This is a genomic window from Sneathiella sp. (genome assembly GCF_036960985.1).
Taxonomy (GTDB): Bacteria; Pseudomonadota; Alphaproteobacteria; order Sneathiellales; family Sneathiellaceae; genus Sneathiella.
On sequence record NZ_JBALWD010000010.1, the window covers coordinates 76217 to 102910 of the forward strand.

The following is a 26694-nucleotide window of genomic DNA, read 5'->3' on the forward strand; positions in this document are numbered from 1 at the left end:
AGTCATAAAATCAGGATCTAGGCATTTGTTGTTCGACGAGTTTCGCCCACAAGCTGGCACCGATGGATAGCACTTCATCATTGAAATCATATTCCGGGTGATGCACCGAATGAAAATGGGTATCATCCTGCGTCCCAAGAAACATATAAGCCCCGGGGCAAGCCTGCAACATATAGGCGAAATCCTCGCTGCCCATGCGAACAGGCGTATTGGTATCAACGTTTGCCGGGCCGACCACTTCCGCAGCAGCTTTTGCCGCTATATAAGTTTCCTTTTCGTGATTGACCGTACTCGGGTATCCACGTGTGTAATCCACAATGATCTCCACACCGTGTGTCTGAGCAATACCTGTACATATTTCCCGAACCCGCTTTTCTACAAGATCGCGAACTTCCGCTGTCATTGTTCGAATAGAAGCCGTTAGTTTGGCGTCTTGCGGAATGATATTACTGCCAGAACCGGCCTCAAACATGGTGACACTAACGACAGCATTATCGACAGGGCCCACATTTCGGGCAACAATGGTTTGCAACGCCACGTGCAATTGAACCGCGGCTGCAATCGGATCAATTGTTAGATGCGGGTACCCCGCGTGTCCCCCCTTACCCTTAATGATCAGAACCGCAGTATCTGCGGAAGCCATTAGAGGACCGGAGCGGATGTTAACAGTTCCCCGGGGCATGCCCGGTTGATTGTGAAGGCCATAGACGCCGTCGCAGGGAAACCGTTCAAACAATCCGTCTTTGACCATGGCGTCACCTCCACCACCGCCTTCTTCTGCCGGTTGGAAGATAAAATTAACTGTTCCGTCAAAATTTCGACTTTCCGCCAGATATTTCGCGGCTCCCAACAAAATCGCCGTATGCCCATCATGGCCGCAAGCATGCATCTTGCCATCAATCAAAGATTTATAATCGAATTCGTTAAGCTCTTGCATCGGCAATGCGTCCATATCAGCCCGGATACCAATCGACCTAGTGCTATTGCCCTGCCCTTTCAGCACACCAACAACTCCGGTTATGCCGATTCCTTCATGGACTTCCAGCCCAAAAGATTTGAGTTTTTCCGCGACAATTTCCGCGGTACGCTGTTCTTCAAAGCAAAGTTCCGGGTGTTGGTGAATATCCCGCCGCCAAACTTGCATTTCTTCGTGAATTTCCGCGATGCGATTATAGATGGCCATATTTTTGCTCCGATGACTCGATATTTATTTTTCATTATGGTGCCACCGATTACCCGCCATGGCAATAACAGCCCCTGCTTGCCTCTGTATTTATTCACTTTTTTGCCTAAAAACAGGTACAATGAACTTTTAATGTCCTTTTTCTAAACTATATGAAGGTATCTTGTGTGCAGTTGCGAAAAGCATTCCTTGCTAATCGCAGAAACGGTGTTATATTGCGCGCGCTTTTTATAGAAAATGAAGTACTAAAATCATGGAAATTCGGAACGTCGCGATCATCGCTCATGTCGATCATGGGAAGACAACTCTAGTGGATGGCTTGCTTAAGCAAAGTGGTACGTTCCGGGACAATCAACAAGTAGCCGAACGGGCCATGGACAGTAATGACCTGGAGCGTGAGCGCGGGATAACCATCCTTGCCAAATGTACGTCAGTAGAATGGGAAGGCTACCGCCTGAATATTGTAGATACACCAGGCCATGCCGACTTTGGTGGTGAAGTTGAACGTATCCTGAGCATGGTTGACGGTGTTGTCGTGTTGGTTGACGCTGCTGAAGGTCCCATGCCACAAACAAAATTCGTGACACAAAAAGCGCTGTCCCTTGGCCTCAAGCCAATTGTCGTCATCAACAAGGCGGACCGCCCTGATGCACGTGCTGATGAAGTGCTCGATGAATGCTTCGATTTGCTGGTGGCACTGGATGCCAACGAAGATCAATTGGATTTCCCCGTATTATATGCTTCTGCCAAAGAAGGCTGGGCCGCAACGGACCTTAATGAGCCAAGAGAAAATCTACACCCTCTTTTCGACCTGATCGTCAAACATGTTGAGGCACCAAAGGTTGATGAGGACGCGCCATTCCGTATGCTTGTCACGACCATCGAAAGTAATCCATATCTTGGACGCCTTCTTACAGGGCGCGTTGAAAGTGGTGTCCTGAAAACAAATGAAATGGTTAAGGGGCTCGGACGTAAAGGTGGCAAAATCGAAGATGCCAAAGCGAACAAGATCATGGCATTTCGCGGCCTAGAGCGCGAAACTATTTCAGAAGCCCGTGCTGGCGACATCGTCTCAATTGCGGGCCTCGTGAAAACGACGGTTGCCGACACTATTGGTACCCCTGAGGAAACAACCCCTCTTGAAGCGCAGCCAATTGACCCGCCAACGATTTCCATGACATTTGCGATCAATTCGTCACCTCTTGCTGGTCGTGATGGTGACAAGGTGCAGAGCCGGGTTATCCGGGCGCGCCTTATGAAAGAAATTGAAGGCAATGTCTCCATTCGTGTCGAAGACAGCACCGAAGCCGATGCATATATTGTCTCCGGTCGCGGCGAATTACAGCTTGGCGTATTGATCGAAACAATGCGTCGTGAAGGCTTTGAGCTGTCCATCAGTCGCCCGCGTGTGCTCTTCCGTGAAGACAAAGTAACCGGCCAAACACTTGAGCCACAGGAAGAAGTCGTCGTCGATGTGGACGATGAATTCTCTGGCGTCGTTGTCGAAAAAATGGCGCTGCGCAAAGGGACGATGACAGACATGCGTCCGTCTGGTGGTGGCAAAACGCGGATAACGTTTATCTGCCCGACACGTGGCTTGATTGGATATCATGGCGAGTTTCTCACCGATACTCGTGGTACCGGCATCATGAACCGATTATTTGATTCCTATGTACCCCATAAAGGAACTATTCCCGGACGCCGCAATGGTGTTCTTATCGCCAACTCTACCGGCAAATCTGTTTCTTTTGCACTTTGGAATCTGGAAGCACGTGGCTTCTTCTTTATCGGTAGTGGTGTCGACGTTTATGAAGGCATGGTCTTAGGCGAACATAATCGCCCTAATGATCTTGAGGTTAACGCATTGAAGGCCAAACAGCTGACAAACATCCGGGCGTCAGGTACGGACGAAGCCGTAAGATTAACAACCCCTCGGAAAATGTCTCTTGAGCAAGCCATCGCATATATCGACGACGATGAACTCGTGGAAGTTACGCCGAACTTCATCCGGCTGCGTAAATTTCATCTCGATCCACATGAACGCAAGAAAGCTTCACGTACGAAGATAGCGTCGTAAATCGAGTTTTCGGTTTTCGCAATTAACCTCCTACGTCTCAAAGCTAATAAACGCTGAAAATTAACGGTGGCGTTCTTTGGCGTCTTGTGGAAACATATCAACGCAGCAAGTACGAGCTTGCGTTAATAATAACAAGAACAGAATGAGGCAATAATGGCGCTGGTCGATGTAATCTCAGAAATTACTGGAAAAGTCTGGAAAATCGAAGCCGCGATAGGTGAAAAACTTGAAGAAGATGATCCTGTCATCGTTTTGGAAAGCATGAAAATGGAGATTCCGATTTTAGCGCCTGACGACGGAACCATTGCAGAAATTCTTGTTGGTGAAGGCGACCCGGTTAAAGAAGGCCAGGTTATCGCGAGAATGCAAGCCTAAGTCTTCCGCTCCCCCTTTATAATTTTACCATAACCAGGTTGTTGGATTCGGGACCGCTTGCTCGCGATAAAGATATTTCATGCCTGTTGCACAGCGAATAACGAGCCACACCGCCGCACAGAGAAATACAAATACGCCGACACCGAAAAAAGCCGTAACAGCTGCAATTATCAGATATAAAGTATACATCCAAAAAGTTCGTATCTGGTATTGGAAGTGTGTTTCGATCCAGGGAGAATTTTCATCCTTGTTCAAATAGGCCATAACCGCGCCGACAAAATGAGCGATTTGGATAACGAGGGTCGCCAAATATAAAAAATAGATGATCTGCGCCATTTTGGCGCCGCCCTTATCACTGGCTATTTCTTGTGGTGTTTGTGTTGTTTCATCCATCAACCAATCCTTCGTGCCTAAAATTCAGCGTGATCTCTTATTAATCTAGTAGCGGAGCGCACTAAAGTAAAAAATATCCTACCGATCGCCGTAACTCTAACTCGCAATCCTAATACCAGTTCGTTAAGATCGGGGAAATTTTTACTGGTACTTTATCTATGCTGGCAGTTTTTCTCTCAATATTTCTCGATCTGGTTGGCTTTGGCATTGTCATTCCGCTCCTTCCTTTTTATGCAGAGCATTATGGCGCGAGTCCTTTTATGGTCACGTGGCTCGCCGCCGCATTTTCACTCTTTCAACTTATTTTTTCATATATTTGGGGTCATCTTTCAGATCGATGGGGCCGCCGCCCAATTTTTCTTGCTTGCATGCTTTTAAGTGCAATTGCCTATCTGTGGACCGGCCTGGCAGAAACGTTTACAGCCTTAATTCTTGCTCGCTGTATCAGTGGAATCGCGTCCGGAAAAATTTCCGTCGCCCAAGCAATAATCGCAGACATCACAACGCCAGAAACCCGGGCAAAAGGTATGGGCATGGTCGGTGCTGCTTTCGGGTTAGGGTTTGTAACCGGCCCGGCACTTGGTGGGTTGCTTGTCGGGACCGATCCAGCAAATCCGGATTTTCAGACGCCCATGTATGTGGCCGCTGGCCTTTCACTTCTAGGGCTTGTTCTAGCCGTTTTCACGGTAAAGGAATCTGTAACTACCGAAGATAAAGCTGCTGCCCGAGAGTCGTCGACAATATCATGGAGGGAGAAAATCAAGCTGATATTGGCGTCCCCAGTGGTGGTCTGGTTAATTGGCATTTTTTTCATTGTCAGTTTTGTGTTCAGTCAGGTTGAAATAATCTTCCCCTTGTGGACATCGCGAACTTTCGACTGGACGCCTCGTGATTTGGGATACTGCTTCGCTTACATCGGAGTGTTAATCGTCATCATGCAAGGCGGATTGATTGGCCCTTTGACAAAGCGTCTCGGCTCAAGAAGGCTGGTGGTCGTTGGCCTAACTTTCCTTGGCTGCGGATTACTCCTCACCTCTTTATCCAGTACCGTCTGGATCTTTATTGTGGCGACGACTTTCATTACCCTTGGTATCGGAATACTGACACCGACACAATCCAGTCTGATCAGCTTGGCTGCCCCAAAAGGCCAGCAAGGTGGTACGCTGGGCATCGCTAACACTGCCTCCGGATTTGGCCGAGTTGCCGGCCCATTGTGGGCTGGTATCCTTTTTGACTATGTCCATTTCGATGCGCCGTTTCTAATTGGCGGAGCAATCTGTTTTGTTTTTCTGGCCCTGCTCTTGAGGGCGGTTTACACTAAGCTCGATAAAAAACCAAAAGAAACCGCGTTATAGCGGCCGAAAGCCAAAGGCTTTCAAAGAAGGAGAGTTTCATATGTTTAAAGAAGACCTGCTAAAGGGAAAACGAATACTTGTAACGGGCGGTGGAACAGGGCTAGGGAAAACCATGACACGTGGTTTTCTGGAAGTTGGTGCCGAGGTTATTATTTGTGGTCGCCGAAAATCTGTTTTGGATGAAACAGCGGCCGAGTTACACGAAGAAACAGGCGGCAAAGTTTCGACCTTTCAAGTAGATATACGCAACCCAGATGCTATTGAGGAAATGGTCGGCGAAATATGGCAAAGCGGCCCTTTGGACTCGCTGGTCAACAATGCCGCGGGGAATTTTATTTCACGTACTGAAGATTTAAGCTCTCGAGCGTTTGATGCCATCGCCAATATTGTCTTCCATGGAACGTTTTATATGACCAATGCCTGCGGCAAGCGATGGATCAAGGAAGGATTAAGCGGCAATGTTCTTTCCATAGTAACGACCTGGGCCTGGAATGGGTCCGCTTATGTCGTACCGAGCGCCATGTCCAAGGCAGGTGTGAAGGCGATGACACAGGGCCTTGCCGTAGAATGGGGACCGAAGGGAATTCGCCTGAATGCAATCGCGCCTGGCCCGTTTCCAACTGAAGGCGCCTGGGCAAGGCTTCGACCAAAGGGTAGTTACGGAGATACGCTCCCAGGAAAAGGAACAGATAAAATTCCACTTCGGCGATCCGGTGAGCATTCTGAACTAGCCAACCTTGCTACTTTTATGATGGCTGATGAATGCACCTATATTAACGGCGAGGTTATCGCTATTGATGGCGGTCAGTGGCTTAACAGTGCGGGCAATTATGGTGAGCTAGGCCAACTGACAGACGACGATTGGGTCAGCATCCGCGGCCAAATTGAAACCGCGAATGAGAAAGACAAGAAAAAGCGGGGATAGGGGAATAAACCCTAAAAAAATTTCGACGGCCTTCCTATTCCAGACCGTCGAGAGCTTCTTGCAACAGTAAGTAAACCTTGCCGACATCTGCTGTGATGAAGGCATCAGACAATAATTCTGAATGCTCAACAGACCCTGCTTCAGTCATGATTTCCCGGAACTCTGAAACATATTGATCGGTATAACGACGAAATTCGCCGTTATCTCTATATTTCGAGCGAATTTTCTCGGCATCCTTAGACTTCAAAAGTTTCCGGGTAAAGATACCTTTCTCTCCTTTGCGGTACCGCCGCCACAAATCGTCCGACAAGTTACTATCCAGAATACGGCCAAGGTCGATCGTTAAAGAGTTTAGATTATCCAAGACGAACCCAGAAGATTTCATGAACTGCTCATTCTGAACTGTCCGCTTATTCTGCATTATTTTTTCAGCGAGCTGATTGGCTTTTTCTCCGGCTTTTGTCAAATCGTCAGTTTGTTTCTCGATTTTAAGGCCCGACATTAACGCCTCTTCAGCCGCTTTTTCCGCAGCTGTCTGGAAGTTTTTACTTTCCTCCTGCAGAATTCCGGCAGATTTTTGCAATGTAGTTTCAACTTGTGCCACTGACAGGGTCAGACGCTTATGTTGCGATTCAAACTGTTCTGACAACGAACGCGCATTTTCATTCGCCTGCGAGGTAAATTCTATCAAGTCTTTCGCACGTCCATAGAACAGGGTAGCCGCTTCCGATCCGGTTTCTTTAACTTGATTGCTGGCTTCGATGATTTTTTCCGAAACTAGGTCAAGGTCAGCATGGATACTCCGCCGTGTTTCATCAATGCCCTTTTTATGTTTTTCAAGAGCATTGTCAGCATATTTAATGCCTCTGATCATCAGTTCGCTAGCTCGGGCAAATTCAAGTGATTTACGTTGAAAGCTATCACCGGCAAGATTTGCTTTTTCAACAGATTGATCCAGCAACGCAGAGCGATCCGACAATGTCCCATCGACTGATTCAACCTGATCCGTAAGCTGCATCGCAATGTCGGACAAGGCCGCTGTTTCTTTCTGCAGGATCTCTTCCATCGCTTCCGCATGCTCTCTGGCCCGAATAGAAATATCCGCAAGCTCTTCCATGTGGACTTTTGCCGAGCCGCTAGCTTCATTAATATTCGCCAGAGAAGATCGAGTTACATCTGCTAGTCGGCTGCCTTGGTTCTCGGCTTTTGATGCGGCCAAATTCAACTGTTCAACATGGTCTGTTGCCTGGTCGCCCATGGCGCGCAATTCAGCCGAAGCTCTTTCCGCTGTTTTCGCCAGTTCGGCTGTTTGCGAATGCGCGGCTTCACCAGATTGACGTGCTTGAAGCGAGGCGCGTTCAGCTGTCGCCATGAAATCTTGATGGTATCGTATGGCATCTTCGATGGCCGTCGAAAGCTTGTTATGTGTCTGATCTGCAGTTGCGGCAATTTCCTTTTGGCGCTTCTCAAGCTCCGCCGAAGCAGAGGCGAGAGATCGCGCCATTTTATCTGCACTCATTTCTACATCGCCACTTTCTCGGCGAATATCTTCGCTTGCTTCCCGTAATTGACCTGAAACTGAATCTGATGTTTGGCGCAGATTTTCTGCCTGCCGTTGGAAGGTCTGCCCCACATGATCGATTTGCGTGCCGGTCGTTTCCGCCGTTTTTCCAAGCATATCGACATCTTGTTCCAATTGAGCGCTAATATCCTCGGACATTTTGAGAATTTGTTGCGACGCCGTTTCCAGCGCGCCGATTTGATCGCGCAATTGTTCTTGGATAAGAGTTGTTTGCTCTCCAGTAGTTTCTGACGCTTGTGTGAGTGACGCCGCATGGGTCGCCAATTTTTCACCTAGCTGATCCGCATTTCGCAACGATTTTTCGCCCGCTGCATCGAGGAGTTGGCGGCCCTTCTGAAGAGTACCATCGATATCAACCATGCTTAGCTCAGTTGCTTTAAGAACTTCTTCAAGCTGACCAGACTCATTTCGCAATTTCTCGCTCGACTGCACCATCTGATCGGTGGTTGTAGATGCTTTCTGCGCTAATTGCTCAGTGCTCGTCTGCAGTTGACGGGTTGATTCTGCGATACCAATCTCTGCGTCTTTGGCGGATTTCAGGGCAGTTACTTCCTGGTCCTGCAATTGACCTATCACTTTTTCCACATCTGTGGCGCTGGCAAGAAGTGTGTTACGAAGAGCATTCAAACGGGTTACGCCTTCGTCACTCGATATACTCAGGTCGGTTGTTCCTTGCAGCAGCATATCCGTTGTTTTGGCTATTTCTGTGGTTGTTTTGCGAGAGACCTCCAGGATTTCTTCACCCTGCTTATTAAACTGGACGACACCTTCATCCATCTGAGATCTAACCTTCGTTGTGGCCTCTTCCAGATTTTTTATTTGTTCACCTAGTGAATCTGTCGCTTTTTCTGTTTGCTCAAGCGTTTCCGTCGCGTTGGTAAAAATCTTCTGGCTAGTCTCTTCAAGAATATGAGAAATGTCCTGAGATTTTTCATCCGCAACGCGAATAGCATCTTTTAATGCCGAGATCTGCTTACCCAGAGATGCCTGCACAGCTGCACTCCGTGTTTCAGATTCCTCGGCGGCTTCTTTCAAATTCTCTGTTTGTAGATTTATCGCCGTATCAAGCTGTTTGCCTTGTCCTTCAACTTGTTCGATGAGGCCTGCTAATTTTGCCGAACGCGTTTCAAGCTCCGTCACCAGCCGATCTGATGTACTCAGCATATCTTCCGTGGCTTTTTTTGCTGCTATACCCTGCTTGTCCAGCCCTTCACCAGCTTTTTCAATACTGGCTGCGGCGCGCTCAGTTTCCTGTTGCACCTCACGGCTTTGCTGCTGCAGGCTATATGTCAAACTAGCAACTCGTGCTTCGGCTTCCGGACTGGGATACCCAAGTTCACTCATTAAGAAATCAAGCGCTTCACCTTTGAGCGTCGCCTCACGGCCGCGGTGAAAATATCCAAGCAAAATCCAAACAAATGCAAGCGGAGCAAAAGCACCAAGAGAGATTAGCCCCAAGTCAATCGGTGGTGTTTGGGCAATACTCGACCAGCCGATTCTCGACTGAACGAAATAACCAACAATAGCCACCCACAAAATGGTGGCCAGTATACCTAGTCCAGCAAAGAGTAATGAGCTGTTAGAACGCCGTTTTTTCGCAGCTTTCTCCTCATATTGCCCCAAAACCAACGGAGCTTCATCTTGCTCGCTACTCTTTCCTGTATCAGGATGTTTATGCAACATCACATCTCCCCTTAAATAACCGGGTGAGAGTCCTGCAAAATCAACATTACGTCAAGTTTTCAAATGCGTCGGAAATGCGGCATTGCCGCTATTTTATGACACCGCTTGCCCGTAAACTATCGATATTTTTCTGGGACACTCCCCAATCTAGCATAGCTTCATTGGTATGCTCGCCAGGCAAACAAGGTGGTCCTTGAATTTCGGCAACAGTGCGGCTGAACCGCGGTGCCGGAGCTGGCTGCAGAACGTCATCATATGTTACAAAAGTTTGTCGATGCGCGTTATGCGGATGCTCGGTCGCTTCTAAAATGGATAGCACGGGTGCGTAACAAACATCGGTACCGCCCATAATATCATCCCATTCATCACGGGTTTTTGTCTTAAAAACAGCTTCAAGCTTTGCTTTAATCAGAGGCCATCCAGCATTGTCCATTTGCGGCGGCAAGTCTTCCTTATCCAATCCCGTCAATTCGAGAAGTTGGACATAGAATTTCGCTTCTATGGATCCGATCGAAACGTGCTTGCCATCTTTTGTTTCATAAACGTTGTAGTAATGAGCACCCGTATCAAGAATATTGACACCTCGTTCGTCTTTCCAGTTTCCCGCAGCCATCAGGCCGAAAAAAGTTGTCATCAAGGACGCGGCCCCATCGACCATAGCAGTATCTACAACCTGGCCTTTACCGGATTTTTGTGCTTCAAGGATCCCACTGACAAGTCCCAGCGCCAGGTACAAAGCGCCGCCGCCGAAATCTCCAACTAGGTTAAGAGGCGGTACGGGTGCTTCACCTTCACGACCGATAGCATGCAGAACACCAGAAAGTGCAATATAATTAATATCATGGCCTGCGACTTTTGCCATGGGTCCATCTTGCCCCCAACCAGTCATCCGGCCGTAAACCAGCTTCGGGTTACGCGCAAGGGCAACATCTGGGCCCAATCCAAGACGCTCCATCACACCTGGCCTAAAACCTTCGATCAATCCATCAGCCTGCTCGATTAAATCAAGAATGAGTTCGCGACCAGCATCCGTTTTTGTATCAACAGCTATTGAGCGACGACTGCGCATCAACAAACTGAATTTAGGGTTACTTGCCGTACCTAATCCGGAATCAACCAAGCGATCGATACGGACAATCTCTGCCCCCAAATCAGCAAGTAGCATGGCGCACATTGGCCCGGGCCCAATTCCACCCATTTCAACAAATTTATATCCAGCTAACGGTCCCATTTTTTTTCCTTTTCTTAATTAGACCCGAACAGTTTCATATATTTTAACCTCATCCAGCCTTACCTGTCATCCCTTGAATGGAGGTTTGAACGTGCGTGATGCAACATAGTCACGCCGATGATCAAGGCAAAGAGGCACCCTCCCGCCATAAAAAAGTATGCGCCAGAGGCGAAGTACTTGAATAAATAGCCAGAAAGAAACAAACCAACACCCATAATTAGTCCAGCGGAAATAGCCGAGTACAATCCTTGCGCTCTCGCCGATATCTCAACTGGAATAGTCTCCGAAATATATCGCATGGCTCCAAGATGCGCAGAGGCGAAGGTAAACCCATGAAGAATTTGCAACAAAAGCAGAAATTCTAGTTCGGGCTCAAATCCCATAGAGAGCCACCGAACAAAACCCGCGATGCCTCCAAGCAATAAAAGCTGAATAGAAGAAAATCGCCTTAGAAACCTGTTTGCTAGGGCAAAAAGAATGATCTCAGCAATAACACCTTCTGCCCATAACAAACCGATCGCCAAATCGGAAATTCCTTGCTGCTGCCATTGAAGTGTCCCAGAGGTATATAATACTGCGTGACTGCCCTGAATTAGACCCGCTGTCACCAAAAATGCCAGAAAACGCCGATCCTTTAATAAACGACGGAGTCCTTTATGATGGATTTTCGTTTTTTGCGGTGGTGTTTCGGGCAAGAGAATACAGCACAGAAACAACAAGAATGCCGATACAACGATGACTAAAAGAATATAGTCCGGTGAACGATCTTCCAATATCCATCCACCCCCGACAGAAGCTAGGATAAAGGATATTGATCCCCATAACCGAATGCGAGCGTAATCAATCTTGTGACTGCGCGCTAAAGTTAAAACCAGATTATCCCCGAGTGTAGCGTAAGGCGAAATAAACACCCCGATAATCATCCCTAAGGAAAGAATTTGCCAGAAACCCTCCGCGACAAAATATATCTGATATAAACCAAAGGAAATTGCCGACAGCGTTACAAGTAGTGCTCTCCTTCGGCCCAAACGATCAGCTAGACTTGCAAAAATCGGGATAAAGATGATCTTGATCCAAATAGGCGCCGAAATAACAATACCAATTTGTTCCAGGCTTAGACCTTTATGAGATAACCACACCGGCCAGAAGGGAAGCTGAAAGCCAACAACAAGAAACAAGGCAAAATAAAATGGCGCCAGCCTGAGAGCCAACACTCGGTCACTTCCAATAATTGTCGGCAAATAAGGTAACTTTCAAAGACGTTACGGTCGTTTAATCTTATGACAATCAATTATCGGAGTAAAGTGCACCTAAAATCCCATTGATTAAACCTGCTTAGTCTGGCTTAATCAACAACTTAAGATTAGATTTCCTTAATTCTAAACAAGGGGCATAAAGTCATGGGGAAAATAATTGGCGGTGTTGTCGCGGTGGTCGTTATTCTTATTGCCGTCGTAGCAGGCATATTCTATTTCAATCTCGATAAGATTATTATTGCAGCGGTCGAAAAATACGGATCTGAAGTAACACAAACTGACGTGGTTCTAGACGAGGTCGACCTCGATCTGACCAGCGGTAAAGGCGCCCTAAAAGGCTTCAGTGTTGCCAATCCTAGCGGCTTTGACGAACAACATGCCGTTCAATTTAACACGGTTGCCGTCAACGTCGATATCCCAAATACAAATGACAAGCTTATTCACATCACGGAGATCCGGATCGAACAACCAGCGATAACTTATGAAGTGAATGAAACAACGAACAACCTCGATGCCATCAAAAAGAATGTTGATACTTTCATGAAAGAAAATGGCATGGGCGGCGGCGAGCAAAAAGAAGAAGCCAGCTCGGAAGAAGGTCCGAAACTTATTATTGATAATATCTATATTAATGGCGGAAAAGTTACGGTGAAATCACCGATCCTGCTCAATCAAAAAGTTGAGGGGAACTTACCTGATATCCATATGAAGGATATTGGGAAAAGTGAGGGCGGCGCAAGCCCTGACGAAGTTGCAGCCCAGCTAATCAATGAAATTTCCAGTCAGGCCATGGCCGTCGTAACAAATCTGGGTATCGGTAAAACGATGGGAACCTTACTTGACAATGCTGGTGATCTTGCAAATAAAGTCGGCGTGGGCGCCGCTGCTGGTAAAGCGGGTGAAATTTCGAAGGATGCGGCAAAGAGTGCCACGGATGCTGTTGATGGCGCTGGAAAATCTCTTAAAAAGCTCCTGAGTGATTAGTAGAAACAAGATGTTTGGGCGCCGATTATGGAAACTGTAAACGAGAATATCGAGACTGTCTCTGTTTGGATTGGCGTCCTGACAGACTTTGCGATCGAGTACGGGTTCCAGATATTAGGAGCTCTTGTTTTTTTACTTGTTGGCTTGTTGGTTATCAATTGGATAGGTAACCGGCTAGCCAACGTTGCCCAAACTAAGAACATTGATGTTACCCTATCAATGTTTATGGGGAGCGCCGTAAAGTTTATCCTCATTGTCATTCTCATTATTATCACACTTGGAAATTTTGGGATTAGTATTGCACCACTTATTGCGTTGGCTGGCGCGATTACTTTTGGTGCCACGCTCGCGTTACAAGGACCTATTTCGAACTTCGGCGCTGGCGTCGCCATCATCATCACGCGCCCCTTTGTCGTGGGCAATGTAATCACCGTACACGGCGTCAGTGGCGTCGTTGACCGTATTACTCTCGGCATTACCTTCTTGACTGGCGAAGATGGAGAACAAATCGCTGTTCCAAACAAGGAAATCGTTGGGCAAGTGATTGTTAATTCCCTGGAGCTGCGAATTGTCGAGACTAAGTTCTGTATCCCCGCAGATACGGACACGGATCACGTCATCAAACTGGTCCGCTCGACGTTATCAAAAATAGAAGGCATTTCACAAGATCCAGTCCCGCAAGTAGGTATCCAGGATTTTACCTACGGGGGCATTATCATCGGAATTCGTGTTTGGGCACCGGGGCTAAAATATTTTCAAGTCCGCTACAGTGTTAATGGATCTGTTTTTGAAGCCTTGAAGGCCCATAAAATCCAACTAATGACGATGGCCGCAGGGGGCATGATTTTACCCTCCCTGACGATAGAGGAAAATTCATCTTCCCCGCCTCCTGTCCTCTAATAGTTCTTAATTTCTTCAAAATGTGAACATTTATTCAAAAGGTCAAAACATGAATAACGCTCAGTCCTCTATTTTTATTGAAGGGACAACGCAGAACCGATTTCTGGAATTCTCGATTAAGGAAGATGCTGATTTAGGCGACGTGAGGAGTTCGATTGCAAGCGCGCTGGCGGGTGATATGGAGAATACAATGAAAGCCCCTCATGTGGTGTGGGGGTTTGGATCCGCACTTGCGACATCTCTATTTGGAGCCGACACCCCGTCTGATCTGCGTGATTTTTCTCCCTATGGTTCAGGCAATAACAAAACGGCGGCAACGCAACGTGACATATTTCTTTGGATACATGGAAACCATGAGGACGAGGTTTTTGATTCCGCCCGCCACCATTTTCATCACCTTACTGAAATCTGTCGGGTCTCGCTCGAAATAACTGGCTTCAAGTATAGAAACGACCATGATTTAATCGACTTTGAAGATGGTACAGCAAACCCGAAAACGGATGACGCGCGGGCGGACGCAGCGCTAACGGAAACAGGCGGTTCTATTTTGCTTACTCAAAAGTGGGTTCACGACCTTGAAAAGTTTGAAGCCGTCCCTGTGCCGGAGCAAGAAAAGATTGTCGGACGCACGAAGTACGAGAACCTGGAACTAGAAGGGGACGCAATGCCCCCGACATCACATGTCAGCCGAACCGATGTCGATATTAACGGCGTCGCACAGAAGGTTTACCGACGTAGTGCTCCGTTCGGCAACCTGCATGAGCATGGGCTTTATTTCGTATCATTTGCAAAAGAGATACAGCGACACGATATACAGTTGAAACGCATGTTCGGTGAGACCGATGATGGACTTGTCGACCGATTGACAGAGTTTTCGACAGCGACCAGCGGTTCCTATTGGTACATACCCCCCGCTGCCCAGTTAGTAGCTCTGCGAAATTAGCTCCAGAAGTTGTTTTTCCGGTTACTTTATTCGTTTATTATCGGTACCATACTTACCAATGAGACTATAAATTTGGACTTTGTGACATGAAATACATAATCTTACTTGGCGTGTTATTAAGTGTGACGGCTTGTGCAAATTTTTCCATATCCAATCCGCGAGGATATGGGGACTATAGTTACGACTCTAGTAGCTGTTGTTATGAAGGTAACGAGCCACGTCCATAGTTGTTGATTAATATCGTATGTGAAGAAAATTTCCATGAAGCTAACAAGCAACGCCGAGCATTGGCAACTTGATAGACTAATAATGTGCCACGCCATCGCTGCGATTATCGGGGCATCGATGATTTGGCCTGTGACCGCAGAACTTTGGCTAAATATTAGTTCGGCGGTCTTTTTCCTGTTAAATGGTTCACTACTCTGGAACGAAAGCTGGGCAGTTCTATGGGCGGCGCTAAATACTAAAACATATGATGTACTAGGTGCCGTCTTAATGTTCTTACCAACCATTTGGTATATATTCGCCGGAAGTGATCATGACTTAAAGGAGCGAATTGCGAGGACTAGTGTCACTTGGGGCACCGTTATCATCGTCGTCTTTATGTCAAAAATCCTACTTCCGTCGATCGATTTTCATAGTCCAACACTCGTCCTGAAGCCAGTGGTTTATCTCAACGAACTTGTCCCTTGGATCGACGCAAAGTGGGAGTCAAAAAACAGCTTTCCAGGTGATCACGCTGTTGCCGCCTTTTCATTCGTCGGCATGGTTTTTCTGTTGCTCAATAAAAAAACCGGCATTCTCACACTTATTTTTGGGATTCTCTATTCGGTTCCCCGACTGTTTTCGGGCGCCCATTGGCTGAGCGACGAATTGGTAGGGGGCGGAATGGCTCTGTTTATTGCTTTGGGTTGGATGTCCAATTTGCCGACACTTGTTTGGTCCCGTTACATTTGGAGCTGGATATTTTCACGCCTGCCTAAACGCGGGTAAGACCGATAAAAGAATAAAAGGAATAAGAAATGATCGATTTATCGCTCACACCTGCGTTCGACATGCATTTGAACGTTAAAATGCCGCTCACCAACTTAGGTAAAACGCCGTATGGCGATAGATTAATAGCTGAGGTTACCGGTGGTGAGGTTACGGGCCCAATGCTCTCAGGGAAAGTTCACGCAGGCGGCGGAGATTGGCTACTACTTCGCAATGATGGCGTTATGCAACTCGATGTCAGGCTCACTATTGAAGCAGATGATGGTAGCTTGATTTACGTAACATATCGGGGCTTGCGCCATGGGCCGAAGGAAGTAATGGATAGAATGGCAAAAGGTGAAGTGGTTGATCCAGATGAGTATTATTTTAAAATAGCACCAATATTTGAGACTTCAGCAGAAACTCACGACTGGCTCAACAAAAATCTATTTGTCGCGAACGGTGTCCGTAATCCAGCCGGCCCGACGTATCATGTTTTTCTCATAGAATAAACAACGCTTGTTCAGCACGAACCATCCCAGGGTATAGAAACAAAAGTGGTTTTCCCGTTCGAGCCCGGGAAGTTTTCAAACATTGCATCAAGGACACCATCAAACACGCCGGCCAGGGTGGGGCATTTTCCAACTGATTGAACTCGCCCTTCATAAATTCTAACCGGATTGTCTGATCCTACTGAAGTACCTTCAACGATATCCAGAGAAATGAATCGGTTATATTCCTCCCATGTTTGAGTGTTATATGATCGAGAGACACCCCCATAAAATGGAGCGCGCCCGACACCAATACCGACGCCCACCGATCCAAAATATGGATCAGAAGTTGTTGATGACTTTTGCTCTTTTCCGTCGATCCCATACGAAACATAGGCCACATAATCCGGGTCATCGGTAGATTTCGCAATATCAAACCCAACCAGTCGGAGCTTATTTTCTATTTTTGGGCGATAGGATTTGAATTCCAAACTAGAATCCCTGGACGCCGGCTGAGCCCTAACTGCAATCGTCTTCGACGCAATTGTCCGTACTTCCGGCGTGTAGAATGCAGTTATATTTGCATCGATAGCAGGCGTTCCGCAGGCTGCCAATATGACAGCTATCGCCAAAAATAATAAAGCTTTCATACCTAATCTCCTGGTAGGGTGCCACGGAATAGTGAAACATTATTGAGTAGTCCTCAATAAAATTCGCAGAATCACACCAAATGGTGTTTTTCCTATGCGAAATTAACCATATCTGCCGAATATTTTTACAAATGGCCCCAAAACAGATACAATTTCTAATAATTTTTAGTCTAATTCAAAATATAATAATTTTCGATGCCCTTAAGTAACTGATTTTTTTTGGCCTCTACATTTTTTCTAAGAGGCGAATACTTTGCGAGCATCTATTTTTTTGAGGCATGAATAATGAATATAGAGCCAATTGGAAAACCAGCGTTTCTGTCCGATATCAAGTATGGAGATTTTTTCTTCGCTCAGATAGGAGAGACAATCAGAGGATGTGTTAAAGCTTATCTGATTGAGAACGATGCTCACATCGTTGATTACATTATTTCTTTCACACCTGGATATCAGGATGATATTAAACTTCCGCTTTTGGTTGAAGCGAAATCAATTCTAGGAAAAACCGCCTATAGAGTTTCAGATCCGCATTTTCGTCATACGGTTTCAACAAAATCAATGTTGCTCAGACCTGAATATTGGCCGAAGCCTGGCATTGTGGTTGAAAACATGGATGGTTCCTTCCTGACAATTAAATCTGGAAACATGCCCCACAAAATTGTCTATATGAATTTGAATACTGGCGAAGTGGTATTTTCTGCACCCAAGGCACCTTTCGTATTCGTCCTGGAATGGAAAATTATTTTGAAAAGGAACGATGCCGAACAAGTGCTCGTACAATTCCCGTTCACGAATGAGAATGTATTCGCTTAAATCATGTTACGTATCATTGTCGTCGAAAACTCAGTCAATCGTCGCGTTTGGGGTAAATAGCTGTTGTCCAGCTATTTCATACTTGGCAATCATGGCTTGCGCTTTATCACTTGCGAGCCATTCTTCTAGCTTAGTAGCAAGTTCATATTTCGTATGGGGATGACGATCAATATCGACGGGGATATAACTATATTGGTTGAACAGGATAGGGTCTCCCTCGAATACAAGCGCCAGGTTCCCTTTGTTTTTGAAATTGAGCCAGCTGGCACGATCTGTAAAAGCATAGGCGTTCATAGCGCTTGCTGTGTTTAAAGTCGCCCCCATCCCTGCACCAGCAGCTCTATACCAGGAAGCCGGAAATTCTGCTGGATCCAAACCAGCTGCTAGCCATAATGCTATTTCTTTCCTGTTGGTGCCGCTGTCATCGCCTCGGCTGACGAATAGCTTCCGGGCCTTTTCAATTGCCCTGAGTGCCGATACAGCAAGCTCGTGCTGCGCGGCTTGTGCCGGATCGGCCACGGGGCCAATCAATATAAAATCGTTAAACATGATTTCACGACGGTGGGAGCCGTAACCTTGCCTGATAAATTCTTCTTCCGCTTTTTTTGAATGCACCAATATTGCATCGACATCTCCGGCACGTCCCAGTTTCAGCGCTTGTCCTGTTCCGACGACAATTAGGTGGACATCCAGTTCGAGGTCTTTTTTTATTTCGGGTAATAAAACGTCAGATAAACCTGAATTATGAAAAGATGTTGTAACGGCAAGCTTCATATCAGCAGCAAAGCTCGAGTTTAAAATCGACAAGTAAAAGAACGAGATAAGCAAGGACATGTTCTTCAAAGCACTATTTCTCCGGCGAGAAATGCCTTGGCTTCTGACGTCTTCGGCGCCCGGAAAAAGGTGTCGGCATCAGCCATTTCATGGATACGTCCGTGATGCATAAATAAAACTTCGGTCCCAAGGCGACGCGCTTGACCGAAGTCATGTGTTGCCATAACAATTCGGGTTCCATCCTCTTGTGCCTTCTGAACAAGCCGCTCGATTTCCTTGGTCGAAGCCCCATCCAGGTTTGTTGTCGGTTCATCAAGAAAAAGAATTTTTGGGTTGGTAGTTAGCGCCCGCGCCACCGCCAGCTTTTGTCGCTCTCCACCAGATAAAACGTGAGCGTTTTTCTCGCCCGAGTTTTGCAAGCCGACATTTTCCAACCATCTATCAGCTTCCGCCATTGCTAACTGTTTTTTTACGCCACGTAAAATGAGGGGGTAGGCTATGTTTTCTCGCACGGATCGCCTCATAATAACTGGCGTTTGAAAAACAAAACTTTGAAAAGCATATGCATGGGTGCGTGGTACATTCCATTTCACGAACCCTTGGCTCGCTTTTTCCAGCCCATGCATCAACCGAAGAAGACTTGTCTTGCCCGAGCCGTTCGGTCCAATCACAACCGTGCACCCTTTACTCGAAAGCTCTAAATCAATAGGGCCAATAATTTGTGTTCCGGACTTTTCGACACAGGCGTTACTAACTTGAAGCGGAAAAATAGACGTCACCATCTACCCTCCCGCTCTGTTCTCGATATTATGTGGATCGCCAGATTAATGATGATGGCGAGGGTTATCAGAATAAACCCAAGACCTAGCGCCAAAGGAAAATCTCCTCGGCCCACTTCCAATGCAATGGCCGTTGTCAGCACGCGGGTCAAATGATCAATGTTGCCGCCAACTATCATAATTGCGCCGATTTCCCCTATTGCACGACCGAATCCAGTTAGCAGCGCGGTGATGAGGGATCTCCGGCCATCCCACAGCAACGCTTTCATGCGTTGCCATTTCGTCGTGTTCAGGGAGATCAGTAAGTCATGATAGTTAAACCACAAATCACGAAGTCCCTGATGGGATAGTGACGCAATGATCGGTGTCACAATAATAACCTGTGCAATTATCATCGCTGTTGGCGTAAAGAGGAGATTGAAGACACCGAACGGGCCTGACCTCGAAAGCAATATATAGACAATCAAACCAACGACAACGGGTGGCAAGCCCATCATGGCATTCAGGACTGCAATAGCAATTCTCCTGAATCGGAACCGTGTTACGGACAACCAAGCGCCGAACGGAAGACCCACAATCGCAGCAATAACGACGGCTGACACAGTAACCTGCAAAGATCGTAGAGAAATTTCGATTAAATCGGAATCCAACGTAACAACGAGCTTAAACGCCGCCGCCAACCCTTCGGTCAGATCATTCATTGATCGACAATCTCACACGGAAAACTGGATTGAGTCACAAAGGCATAACGCATCATCGGTCATTTCCACGGTTTTATAACCTGCAGACCTTCATATGCCTCATTTTTGTTTGCAAAACAATGCAGAGTATAACCAGATTGCCGAATATCGCGAAAATTACACGCTCATTGCTCCAATGCCTCTATTTGCGCCATAAGATCTAACAAATTTCGCGCCTGTTTGAGATGGGGCATGTCAAGCATCATACCATCCAATCCAACTGTCCCCAGCCCCGGATTCTTCTCGAAGACGTCGATAACGCGGCGGGCATGGGCAATTTCTTCTTCCGACGGTGTAAATGCACGATTAATTACTTCTGACTGGGCAGGATGAATGGCGATCTTTCCAACAAACCCGGATCGTCGATCCCGCAAACAATCCTTTTCCAATGTTTCTAAATCGCGAAAATTAACGAACACCACGCCCACTGGCTGAACATCTATGGCCCGGGCTGTCGATAAACAAAGAGATTTGGCCATTAGGAACGGATCATCATACTCCCCGCTTACGGGATGTCGGTTGTCGCTGGCGCCGAGGGCGGCCGCCAAATCCTCTGCTCCCCAAGTCATTGCAACAAGCCGGTCGGAAATGTTTTCAAGATATGTATGAAATGTCAGGAGAGAAGCCGCCGTCTCCGTTGCAACGCTCAGAATTTTCGTTGACCCTAATTTCAAATTTTCACGGGTTTCCAAAGCGGACAGATAATTTGCCAGCGTATTCACGTCTTCTGCAGAATATACTTTTGGCAAAACGATACCGTCCGGTGCACCCGCCATAACCGCTGTTAAATCAGGCAATGAAAGATCCGTATCCAGCGGATTAATACGTACCCAGAGTTTTTGGCGACGTCGATCTGGATTAGTCTTTAAAAATGCGCAAACCATTTCACGAGCAATTTCCTGTCGGTCATCGGAGACAGCATCTTCCAAATCTAAAATTAGTGCGTCCGCAGAGTTTCCTCGTCCCTTCTCAAGTTTTTTTTCACTATCTCCGGGGACAAAAAGCCAGGATCGAATGAGAGTCATGGCCGTTTCCTCATCAAACCTGTCCGCACACAATAGCAGATCTCTTCATCGCGCTGATTAAATCCAAAATGCTCAAATACGACCAGACCTGCAGTTGGGCGGGATTTGCTTTCCCTCATTTCTTTGATGCGCGTCACGACATGTACGGTATCGCCATGAAATACTGGTTTTACAAACCGAATATCCGTCATGCCCAAGTTACCAAGAGTCGTCCCAAGCGTCGTTTCCGCAACTGTCACGCCGATCACGAGTCCAAGGGTAAAGAGGCTGTTTACAATGCGCTGGCCGTATTCTGTTTGTTTTGAAAATTCCTCGTCCAAATGGAGTGGTTGCGGATTATGGGTCATCGCGCAAAACATAATGTTATCCATTTCCGTCACGGTACGTGTCAGCGCATGAGTGAACTCCATACCTACTTCAAACTCTTCGTAATATAAACCTGACATGAACGGTCTTCCTTTTTGTTGTTGTTTGGTGTCCAAACCTGTTTAGCAAACTACTTGCCTTTTGTATATATATTCGTATAACGTTCGCATATGCGTATCAAATCCTCAAATACGAACGCCGCTTCTTCGTCCTCGCGAGCGAGTCCTCAGTCTGTTGGTCGAATATTTCTCATAATGGAGTCATTAGCAGAATTGCCTGCCGGCGCGACACTCTCCGAACTCGCCTCTAAAACTGATGCGCCGAAAACGAGCCTTGTCGGTCTTTTGACCGGGTTAACAAATGAAGGCTATCTGTTACGAGACCAGTCCGGGCGATATTTTCTAGGACCGCAATTTCTTTCGCTCGCCATGAAGGCAGTCGCAGGCCGCGAGCTGGTCACATTGGTAAGGCCTACACTTGAGAAGCTGTCTTTAGATACAGGCGAAACAGCTGTGCTGGGCGCCCTCGCTTCTGACGCTGAGCTTGTGACATATCTGGACAGAGCGGAAAGTATCAATCCTATTCGTTATGCGGTTTCCGTTGGGGAACGTAGAGATCTACATTGTACCGCTATGGGTAAATTGTTGCTGGCATTTTTTGACGAGCCTCGGTTAGACAAATATTTAAAAAAGCGTCGAAGAGCCTTCACTCCGTCAACAGTCACCAAAGCTGAGGATCTCAAAAATGAGCTGTCATATATTCGCAGCCAAGGTCTCTCCTACACACAAGACGAACGAATTGACGGGGCGAGCGGCATAGCCGCACCTATTTATTCCAGCGAAGGAGAAGTAATCGCGTCGTTGCTCATCGCCGGACCCTCCGGGCGCATGGCAAAAAATGCTTATTTAATCGAACCCCTACTTGAACAAGCCGCTGAAAATTGCAGCTTGCTTATTGGCGGGAAATCAAAAAAGGAATAAAAAATGAGTTTCAAACTCACGCCAGAACAACACCAAATCCGCGAGAGCATCAAACGTATTTGCAAACCGTTTGACGATAGATACTGGCTCGATCGCGATACAGATGGCGTTTTCCCCGAAGACTTTTGCCAGGCAATAGCAGATGAAGGTTTTATGGGCATAGCAATGCCGGAAAAATATGGCGGAAGTGGTCTCGGTATCACCGACGCCGCTGTAATGGCGCAGACAATTACTGAATCAGGAGCGGCCAATGCGGGCTTTGCCGCGCTAATAATCGGTATTTTTGGCCTCAATCCGGTCGTTGTCTTCGGAACGGAAGAGCAGAAGCAAAAATGGCTGCCCCCCATTATTAAACGCGAAGATGTCGCTTGTTTTGCCGTGACAGAACCGAATACCGGCCTTGACACAACAAGGCTGAAAACCCGGGCGGTTCGCGACGGTGATCATTACGTCGTCAACGGCGAAAAAATCTGGACGTCGACCGCGCAACAATGCAACAAAATGCTGCTCATTGCTCGAACCACAAGTGAAGACAAAACCGACAAACCGATCAATGGCCTATCGCTTTTTTATACAGACCTGGATCGCGATCATATTGAAATTCGTCCAATCGATAAAATGGGTCGCAAGTGCGTGGATTCAAATCAACTGTTTATTGATGATCTTAGAATCCCGAAAGAAGACCTTATCGGGGAAGAAGGCAAAGGCTTTCGCTACCTACTTCATGGGCTTAACGCTGAACGCATCCTCATTGCGGCCTCAATGGTCGGCCTTGGCCGGGCTGCTTTAAAACGAGGTGCTGACTACGCACGGGAACGCGTCGTTTTCGATCGGCCTATTGGTATGAACCAGTCCATCCAACATCCTCTTGCAGAAAGCTGGGCAGAACTTGAAGCGGCCAACTTAATGGCATTTAATGCGGCAGAAATGTATGATTCTGGCGAGGATTGCGGGCTGCAAGCCAATGCTGCAAAATATCTCGCCGCGGAAGCCGCCTACAAATCCTGCACGACCGCGGTGATGACCCATGGTGGTATGGGGTATGCCAAGGAATATCACGTAGAACGATATTTGCGCGAATGCATGATCCATCGCCTCGCCCCCATCAGTCCACAATTGATATTGAGCTACTTAGCCGAACGTGCGCTCGATCTTCCTAAATCCTATTAATTGATGAGAGTGAAATCATGACCGGACCTCTTAACGGCGTAAAGATCATCGACTTTTCGAATATGCTCATGGCCCCCTATACAACACAAATATTGGGAGATATGGGGGCTGATATCATTAAGGTAGAAGCTCCAGGTGGTGATCCTGTCCGCGGAATTGGACCTGAACGCAATTCTGGCATGGGAGCCATTTACCTCAACTGCAACCGCAGTAAACGGAGCATCCAACTTGATGTTAAGCATCCTGAGGGGTTGAAGGCCGTTCTAAGTTTATTGAAAACGGCAGATGTACTTGTCTACAATCGGCGGCCTCAGGTGATGGAACGCCTCGGCCTCTCATATGAAACTGTCAAAGAGATCAATCCACAGATTATTTATGCTGGTTTGTTCGGATATGGACAAGACGGTCCTTACGGCCATAAACCAGCATTCGATGATCTTATTCAAGGGGCCGTTTCTATTCCCTGGCTGGCACATATGGCAGATGGCAGCGATCCCGTTTATGCGCCGACCGCGATCGTCGATCGGGGAGTTGGTTTATGGGCTGTCGGTCAAATTAACGCAGCCCTTTTTCACCAAAGTAGAACCGGTGAAGGGCAACGTATTGATCTTCCAATGTTTGAGATGATGGCAAGTTTTGTTCTGGCTGACCATATGGGCGGGCATACGTTTGAACCGCCTACAGGCCCGCTGGGATATAAACGGATGCTTAACCCGGATCGGCGTCCTTACAAATCCAAAGACGGATACATTTGTGTCATGGTCTATACGGATCGGCATTGGCGATCATTCTTTGAAAAGCTTGGTCAAGCTGAAAAATTTGACAGCGATCCACGATACCAAAGCATGGCCACCCGGACTGAGAACATTGCAGAGATATACAAGGAACTAGCAAGTTTACTAAAAACACGTACGACCTCGGACTGGCTCAAATTTTTTGATGATGCTGATATTCCTGCCATGCCCCTTAACACGCCAGACAGTCTACTCGCCGATCCACATTTAGAAGCAATAGGATTCTTTTCAACTATCGATCATCCATCAGAAGGCCCGCTAAGAAATATGGCAGTACCAAGTAGTTGGTCTAAAACACAGCCTGCACCTTCCCGCCACGCCCCCCGGCTCGGCGAACATAGTCAGGAGGTTTTGCGTGAAGCCGGCTATACGGATTCCCAGATCGATGGGCTAATCGTATCCAAAGTTATTAATGAGCCCGTAGGTTGAGATTTTAACGACCCCATTGCATTCAATTCTGGAGCTGCGTACCTTAGGCGCAAAGCAATAATTACAAAGGTACTGTCATGCCCACCACACCTGTAAAAGTACTCTGTTTCGATGTCTTTGGGACGGTTACAGACTGGTACTCTTCCGTCACGAACGAAGGTGAAGCGCTGAGCCGGGAAACCGGGATACAAATTCCTTGGGGAGAGTTCGTCACTAGATGGCGGCTAGAAGGATACATGGCCGCCTTGCAAGACATCTCCTCCGGAAAAATGGATATTACACCGACGGCAACTATCCATAAAACAAAACTCCTCTCCTTATTGGATGAGTACGGTGTTAGCGAATTGACCGATGCGCAAATTGATCATTTCAATCTCGCCTGGAATAGATTGGGCGTTTGGAGCGATGTCGCAGAAGGGCTTTCATTGCTGAAAGAAAATTACATGATCATGCCCTTTTCCAATGGCGACTATCGTTGTTTGTTGGAGATCAGCAAGCGGAATGATTTGCCATGGGACGGAATTATTTCTGCAGATTTTTTTAAGAAAGTAAAACCGGATCCAACCATTTATCTAGATGCCGCTGCGCTCCTGCAATTGCCACCGGAAGAAATAATGATGGTCGCCTGTCATGCACAAGACCTGACGGCCGCAAAAAACGCCGGATTCAAAACAGCTTACGTGAACCGATTACTTGAATTTGGCCCCGGCGTGCCACAAGAAGACAAGCCAATCGCCTTTGATTATGACGTCTCTAGCTTTATCGACCTTGATCAAGTCCTGCGAGCAGAGCGATAACGGGTCATCCAGCCTTACTTGTTAAAGGCCTGTATTCGATCGAGAATATCCTGATCGACCGAAACGCCTTCTTGTTCGATTCTTTCGCGGTTCAGTTTTCGTCTCGATCCGGGAACACGTGCACTTTCCTGCGTTGTTATGGCATCTGTCAGGGCGGAAATACGATCAAAAAACAAAGCCCCTGAAAATGCAGCCGGATCAAATGCAATAAAACATTGCCCTGTACTTGGGGGACCACCAGCGGTTCCTGAAAACGGGCTCGCGTCCTTACTCAGGACGGATCCTGCAAGGCACGCGGCGAGAATTTCAACAGTCAAGCCGATACCAAAGCCCTTATATCCGCCCGACGGCACCATCGATCCCTTCAAAGCCAGCGCGGCATCCGTTGTCGGTCGCCCCTCGGCATCCAAGGCCCAATCGGGTTCAATCGGTTCGTTCTGACGTGCCCTTAGCATAATCTCTGATTTTGCGATGGCGCTGGCTGATTGATCTATCAATATAGCCGCACCGCCTTCGCCGTCCGGTACACCTACGGCAAACGGATTGGTGCCAACCACGGGTGTTTTGCCCCCAACCGGTGCAATCGACGCCGGTGCATGGGTGAAACAAAGCCCAAGCAATCCTTCTTCAGCCAATCGCTCTGCATGGTGACCCAAAACGCCACAATTGTACGAGTTATAAATAGTTAGGGCGGCAACGCCATTTTCTCGGGCCGCATTTGTAAACTCCGACCAACCGGCATCAATTGCAGGATGGGCAAATCCCGATTGTGCATCTACCCGAATGGCACCAGGATGAGAGTGTTCAACGACCGGCCGGGCCAATCCGTTCACTTTTCCACAAACAACATGTTCGGCATAAATCGGTACATACATCAATCCGTGGCTTCGAATTCCATCACGTTCCGCTTTGACGGTTGATCGCGCAACCGCAATTGCATTATCTGCGCTTGCACCGGCCCCCACAAGTGCCGCCGTGGCAAGATCTTCTACTTCTTTGAGGCTCAAGATAGTGCCCGACATTCATA

The 26694-nt window shown here is 47.3% G+C and carries 26 protein-coding genes; 14 read left to right on the top strand and 12 right to left on the bottom strand.

Annotated features, from left to right (window positions below; translation table 11 throughout):
- Positions 1-10: 10 nt before the first annotated feature.
- On the bottom strand, positions 11-1183 hold the full coding sequence (locus V7723_RS08000; protein ID WP_335683930.1) for a M20 aminoacylase family protein: 1173 nt from the start codon (positions 1181-1183) through the stop codon (positions 11-13).
- Between the two features lie 253 nt (positions 1184-1436).
- Here V7723_RS08000 and typA point away from each other — a divergent pair, with 253 nt between their 5' ends.
- Together typA and V7723_RS08010 are read left to right on the top strand one after the other, a co-directional pair.
- Positions 1437-3260, top strand: a complete 1824-nt coding sequence (typA, locus tag V7723_RS08005) for a translational GTPase TypA (RefSeq protein ID WP_335683931.1) — start codon at positions 1437-1439, stop codon at positions 3258-3260.
- A gap of 153 nt (positions 3261-3413) precedes the next feature.
- Positions 3414-3635 carry a biotin/lipoyl-binding carrier protein gene (locus V7723_RS08010; RefSeq protein WP_335683932.1) on the top strand — a complete coding sequence of 74 codons (222 nt, stop codon included), beginning with the start codon at positions 3414-3416 and terminating at the stop codon, positions 3633-3635.
- A 24-nt stretch (positions 3636-3659) separates the two neighbouring features.
- On the opposite strand, the gene V7723_RS08015 is transcribed toward V7723_RS08010, so the two are convergent.
- A complete protein-coding gene (locus V7723_RS08015; RefSeq protein ID WP_335683933.1) occupies positions 3660-4028 on the bottom strand; it encodes a DUF4870 family protein in 369 nt (122 codons plus the stop codon).
- A gap of 158 nt (positions 4029-4186) precedes the next feature.
- Here V7723_RS08015 and V7723_RS08020 point away from each other — a divergent pair, with 158 nt between their 5' ends.
- Both V7723_RS08020 and V7723_RS08025 read left to right on the top strand, forming a co-directional pair.
- Positions 4187-5383: an MFS transporter gene (locus V7723_RS08020; RefSeq protein WP_335683934.1), complete on the top strand. Its 1197-nt coding sequence runs from the start codon at positions 4187-4189 to the stop codon at positions 5381-5383.
- 40 nt (positions 5384-5423) lie between these two features.
- Entirely contained in the window at positions 5424-6308 is an 885-nt protein-coding gene (locus tag V7723_RS08025; protein ID WP_335683935.1) for an SDR family oxidoreductase, read from the top strand.
- A gap of 34 nt (positions 6309-6342) precedes the next feature.
- Here V7723_RS08025 and V7723_RS08030 read toward each other — a convergent pair whose 3' ends face one another.
- The 3 genes from V7723_RS08030 to V7723_RS08040 all read right to left on the bottom strand — a co-directional run bounded on the left by V7723_RS08030 (position 6343) and on the right by V7723_RS08040 (position 12018).
- Positions 6343-9573, bottom strand: coding sequence for a hypothetical protein (locus V7723_RS08030; protein WP_335683936.1), 3231 nt, complete (start codon positions 9571-9573; stop codon positions 6343-6345).
- 88 nt (positions 9574-9661) lie between these two features.
- On the bottom strand, positions 9662-10804 hold the full coding sequence (locus tag V7723_RS08035; protein ID WP_335683937.1) for a CaiB/BaiF CoA transferase family protein: 1143 nt from the start codon (positions 10802-10804) through the stop codon (positions 9662-9664).
- 59 nt (positions 10805-10863) lie between these two features.
- Complete coding sequence (locus V7723_RS08040; RefSeq protein WP_335683938.1) at positions 10864-12018, bottom strand: MFS transporter; 1155 nt, start codon at positions 12016-12018, stop codon at positions 10864-10866.
- 186 nt (positions 12019-12204) lie between these two features.
- Here V7723_RS08040 and V7723_RS08045 point away from each other — a divergent pair, with 186 nt between their 5' ends.
- From V7723_RS08045 to V7723_RS08065, 5 genes are all read left to right on the top strand, one after another.
- Positions 12205-13044 carry a hypothetical protein gene (locus V7723_RS08045; RefSeq protein ID WP_335683939.1) on the top strand — a complete coding sequence of 280 codons (840 nt, stop codon included), beginning with the start codon at positions 12205-12207 and terminating at the stop codon, positions 13042-13044.
- Between the two features lie 27 nt (positions 13045-13071).
- On the top strand, positions 13072-13944 hold the full coding sequence (locus V7723_RS08050; protein WP_335683940.1) for a mechanosensitive ion channel family protein: 873 nt from the start codon (positions 13072-13074) through the stop codon (positions 13942-13944).
- A gap of 49 nt (positions 13945-13993) precedes the next feature.
- Positions 13994-14887 (top strand): Dyp-type peroxidase, encoded by an 894-nt coding sequence (locus tag V7723_RS08055; protein WP_335683941.1) that lies wholly within the window; start codon positions 13994-13996, stop codon positions 14885-14887.
- Positions 14888-15148: 261 nt separating this feature from the next.
- Positions 15149-15880, top strand: a complete 732-nt coding sequence (locus tag V7723_RS08060) for a phosphatase PAP2 family protein (protein WP_335683942.1) — start codon at positions 15149-15151, stop codon at positions 15878-15880.
- A 29-nt stretch (positions 15881-15909) separates the two neighbouring features.
- The gene (locus tag V7723_RS08065) at positions 15910-16371 is read left to right on the top strand and encodes a DUF3237 domain-containing protein (RefSeq protein WP_335683943.1); all 462 of its coding nucleotides are present in this window, start codon (positions 15910-15912) and stop codon (positions 16369-16371) included.
- 11 nt (positions 16372-16382) lie between these two features.
- Here V7723_RS08065 and V7723_RS08070 read toward each other — a convergent pair whose 3' ends face one another.
- Positions 16383-17000, bottom strand: a complete 618-nt coding sequence (locus V7723_RS08070; RefSeq protein ID WP_335683944.1) for a hypothetical protein — start codon at positions 16998-17000, stop codon at positions 16383-16385.
- Positions 17001-17285: 285 nt separating this feature from the next.
- Here V7723_RS08070 and V7723_RS08075 point away from each other — a divergent pair, with 285 nt between their 5' ends.
- Complete coding sequence (locus V7723_RS08075) at positions 17286-17813, top strand: hypothetical protein (protein ID WP_335683945.1); 528 nt, start codon at positions 17286-17288, stop codon at positions 17811-17813.
- A gap of 30 nt (positions 17814-17843) precedes the next feature.
- Here the strand turns inward: V7723_RS08075 and V7723_RS08080 are convergent, their stop codons facing one another.
- The 5 genes from V7723_RS08080 to V7723_RS08100 form a co-directional block, all read right to left on the bottom strand.
- On the bottom strand, positions 17844-18647 hold the full coding sequence (locus V7723_RS08080; RefSeq protein ID WP_335683988.1) for a substrate-binding domain-containing protein: 804 nt from the start codon (positions 18645-18647) through the stop codon (positions 17844-17846).
- A 5-nt stretch (positions 18648-18652) separates the two neighbouring features.
- Positions 18653-19369, bottom strand: a complete 717-nt coding sequence (locus V7723_RS08085) for an ABC transporter ATP-binding protein (RefSeq protein ID WP_335683946.1) — start codon at positions 19367-19369, stop codon at positions 18653-18655.
- Positions 19363-20067, bottom strand: a complete 705-nt coding sequence (locus tag V7723_RS08090) for an ABC transporter permease (RefSeq protein ID WP_335683947.1) — start codon at positions 20065-20067, stop codon at positions 19363-19365. The genes V7723_RS08085 and V7723_RS08090 overlap by 7 nt, the downstream gene beginning before the upstream one ends.
- A gap of 164 nt (positions 20068-20231) precedes the next feature.
- The gene (locus V7723_RS08095) at positions 20232-21131 is read right to left on the bottom strand and encodes an HpcH/HpaI aldolase/citrate lyase family protein (RefSeq protein ID WP_335683948.1); all 900 of its coding nucleotides are present in this window, start codon (positions 21129-21131) and stop codon (positions 20232-20234) included.
- Positions 21128-21577, bottom strand: a complete 450-nt coding sequence (locus tag V7723_RS08100; RefSeq protein ID WP_335683949.1) for a MaoC family dehydratase — start codon at positions 21575-21577, stop codon at positions 21128-21130. The genes V7723_RS08095 and V7723_RS08100 overlap by 4 nt, the downstream gene beginning before the upstream one ends.
- 90 nt (positions 21578-21667) lie before the next feature.
- On the opposite strand from V7723_RS08100, the gene V7723_RS08105 reads away from it, so the two are divergent.
- The 4 genes from V7723_RS08105 to V7723_RS08120 all read left to right on the top strand — a co-directional run bounded on the left by V7723_RS08105 (position 21668) and on the right by V7723_RS08120 (position 25667).
- On the top strand, positions 21668-22477 hold the full coding sequence (locus V7723_RS08105; protein ID WP_335683950.1) for an IclR family transcriptional regulator: 810 nt from the start codon (positions 21668-21670) through the stop codon (positions 22475-22477).
- Positions 22478-22480: 3 nt separating this feature from the next.
- Positions 22481-23647 carry an acyl-CoA dehydrogenase family protein gene (locus tag V7723_RS08110; RefSeq protein ID WP_335683951.1) on the top strand — a complete coding sequence of 389 codons (1167 nt, stop codon included), beginning with the start codon at positions 22481-22483 and terminating at the stop codon, positions 23645-23647.
- 17 nt (positions 23648-23664) lie between these two features.
- The gene (locus V7723_RS08115; protein WP_335683952.1) at positions 23665-24870 is read left to right on the top strand and encodes a CaiB/BaiF CoA transferase family protein; all 1206 of its coding nucleotides are present in this window, start codon (positions 23665-23667) and stop codon (positions 24868-24870) included.
- 77 nt (positions 24871-24947) lie between these two features.
- Positions 24948-25667: a haloacid dehalogenase type II gene (locus tag V7723_RS08120; protein WP_335683953.1), complete on the top strand. Its 720-nt coding sequence runs from the start codon at positions 24948-24950 to the stop codon at positions 25665-25667.
- A 14-nt stretch (positions 25668-25681) separates the two neighbouring features.
- On the opposite strand, the gene V7723_RS08125 is transcribed toward V7723_RS08120, so the two are convergent.
- The gene (locus tag V7723_RS08125; RefSeq protein WP_335683954.1) at positions 25682-26689 is read right to left on the bottom strand and encodes an Ldh family oxidoreductase; all 1008 of its coding nucleotides are present in this window, start codon (positions 26687-26689) and stop codon (positions 25682-25684) included.
- Positions 26690-26694: the final 5 nt, after the last annotated feature.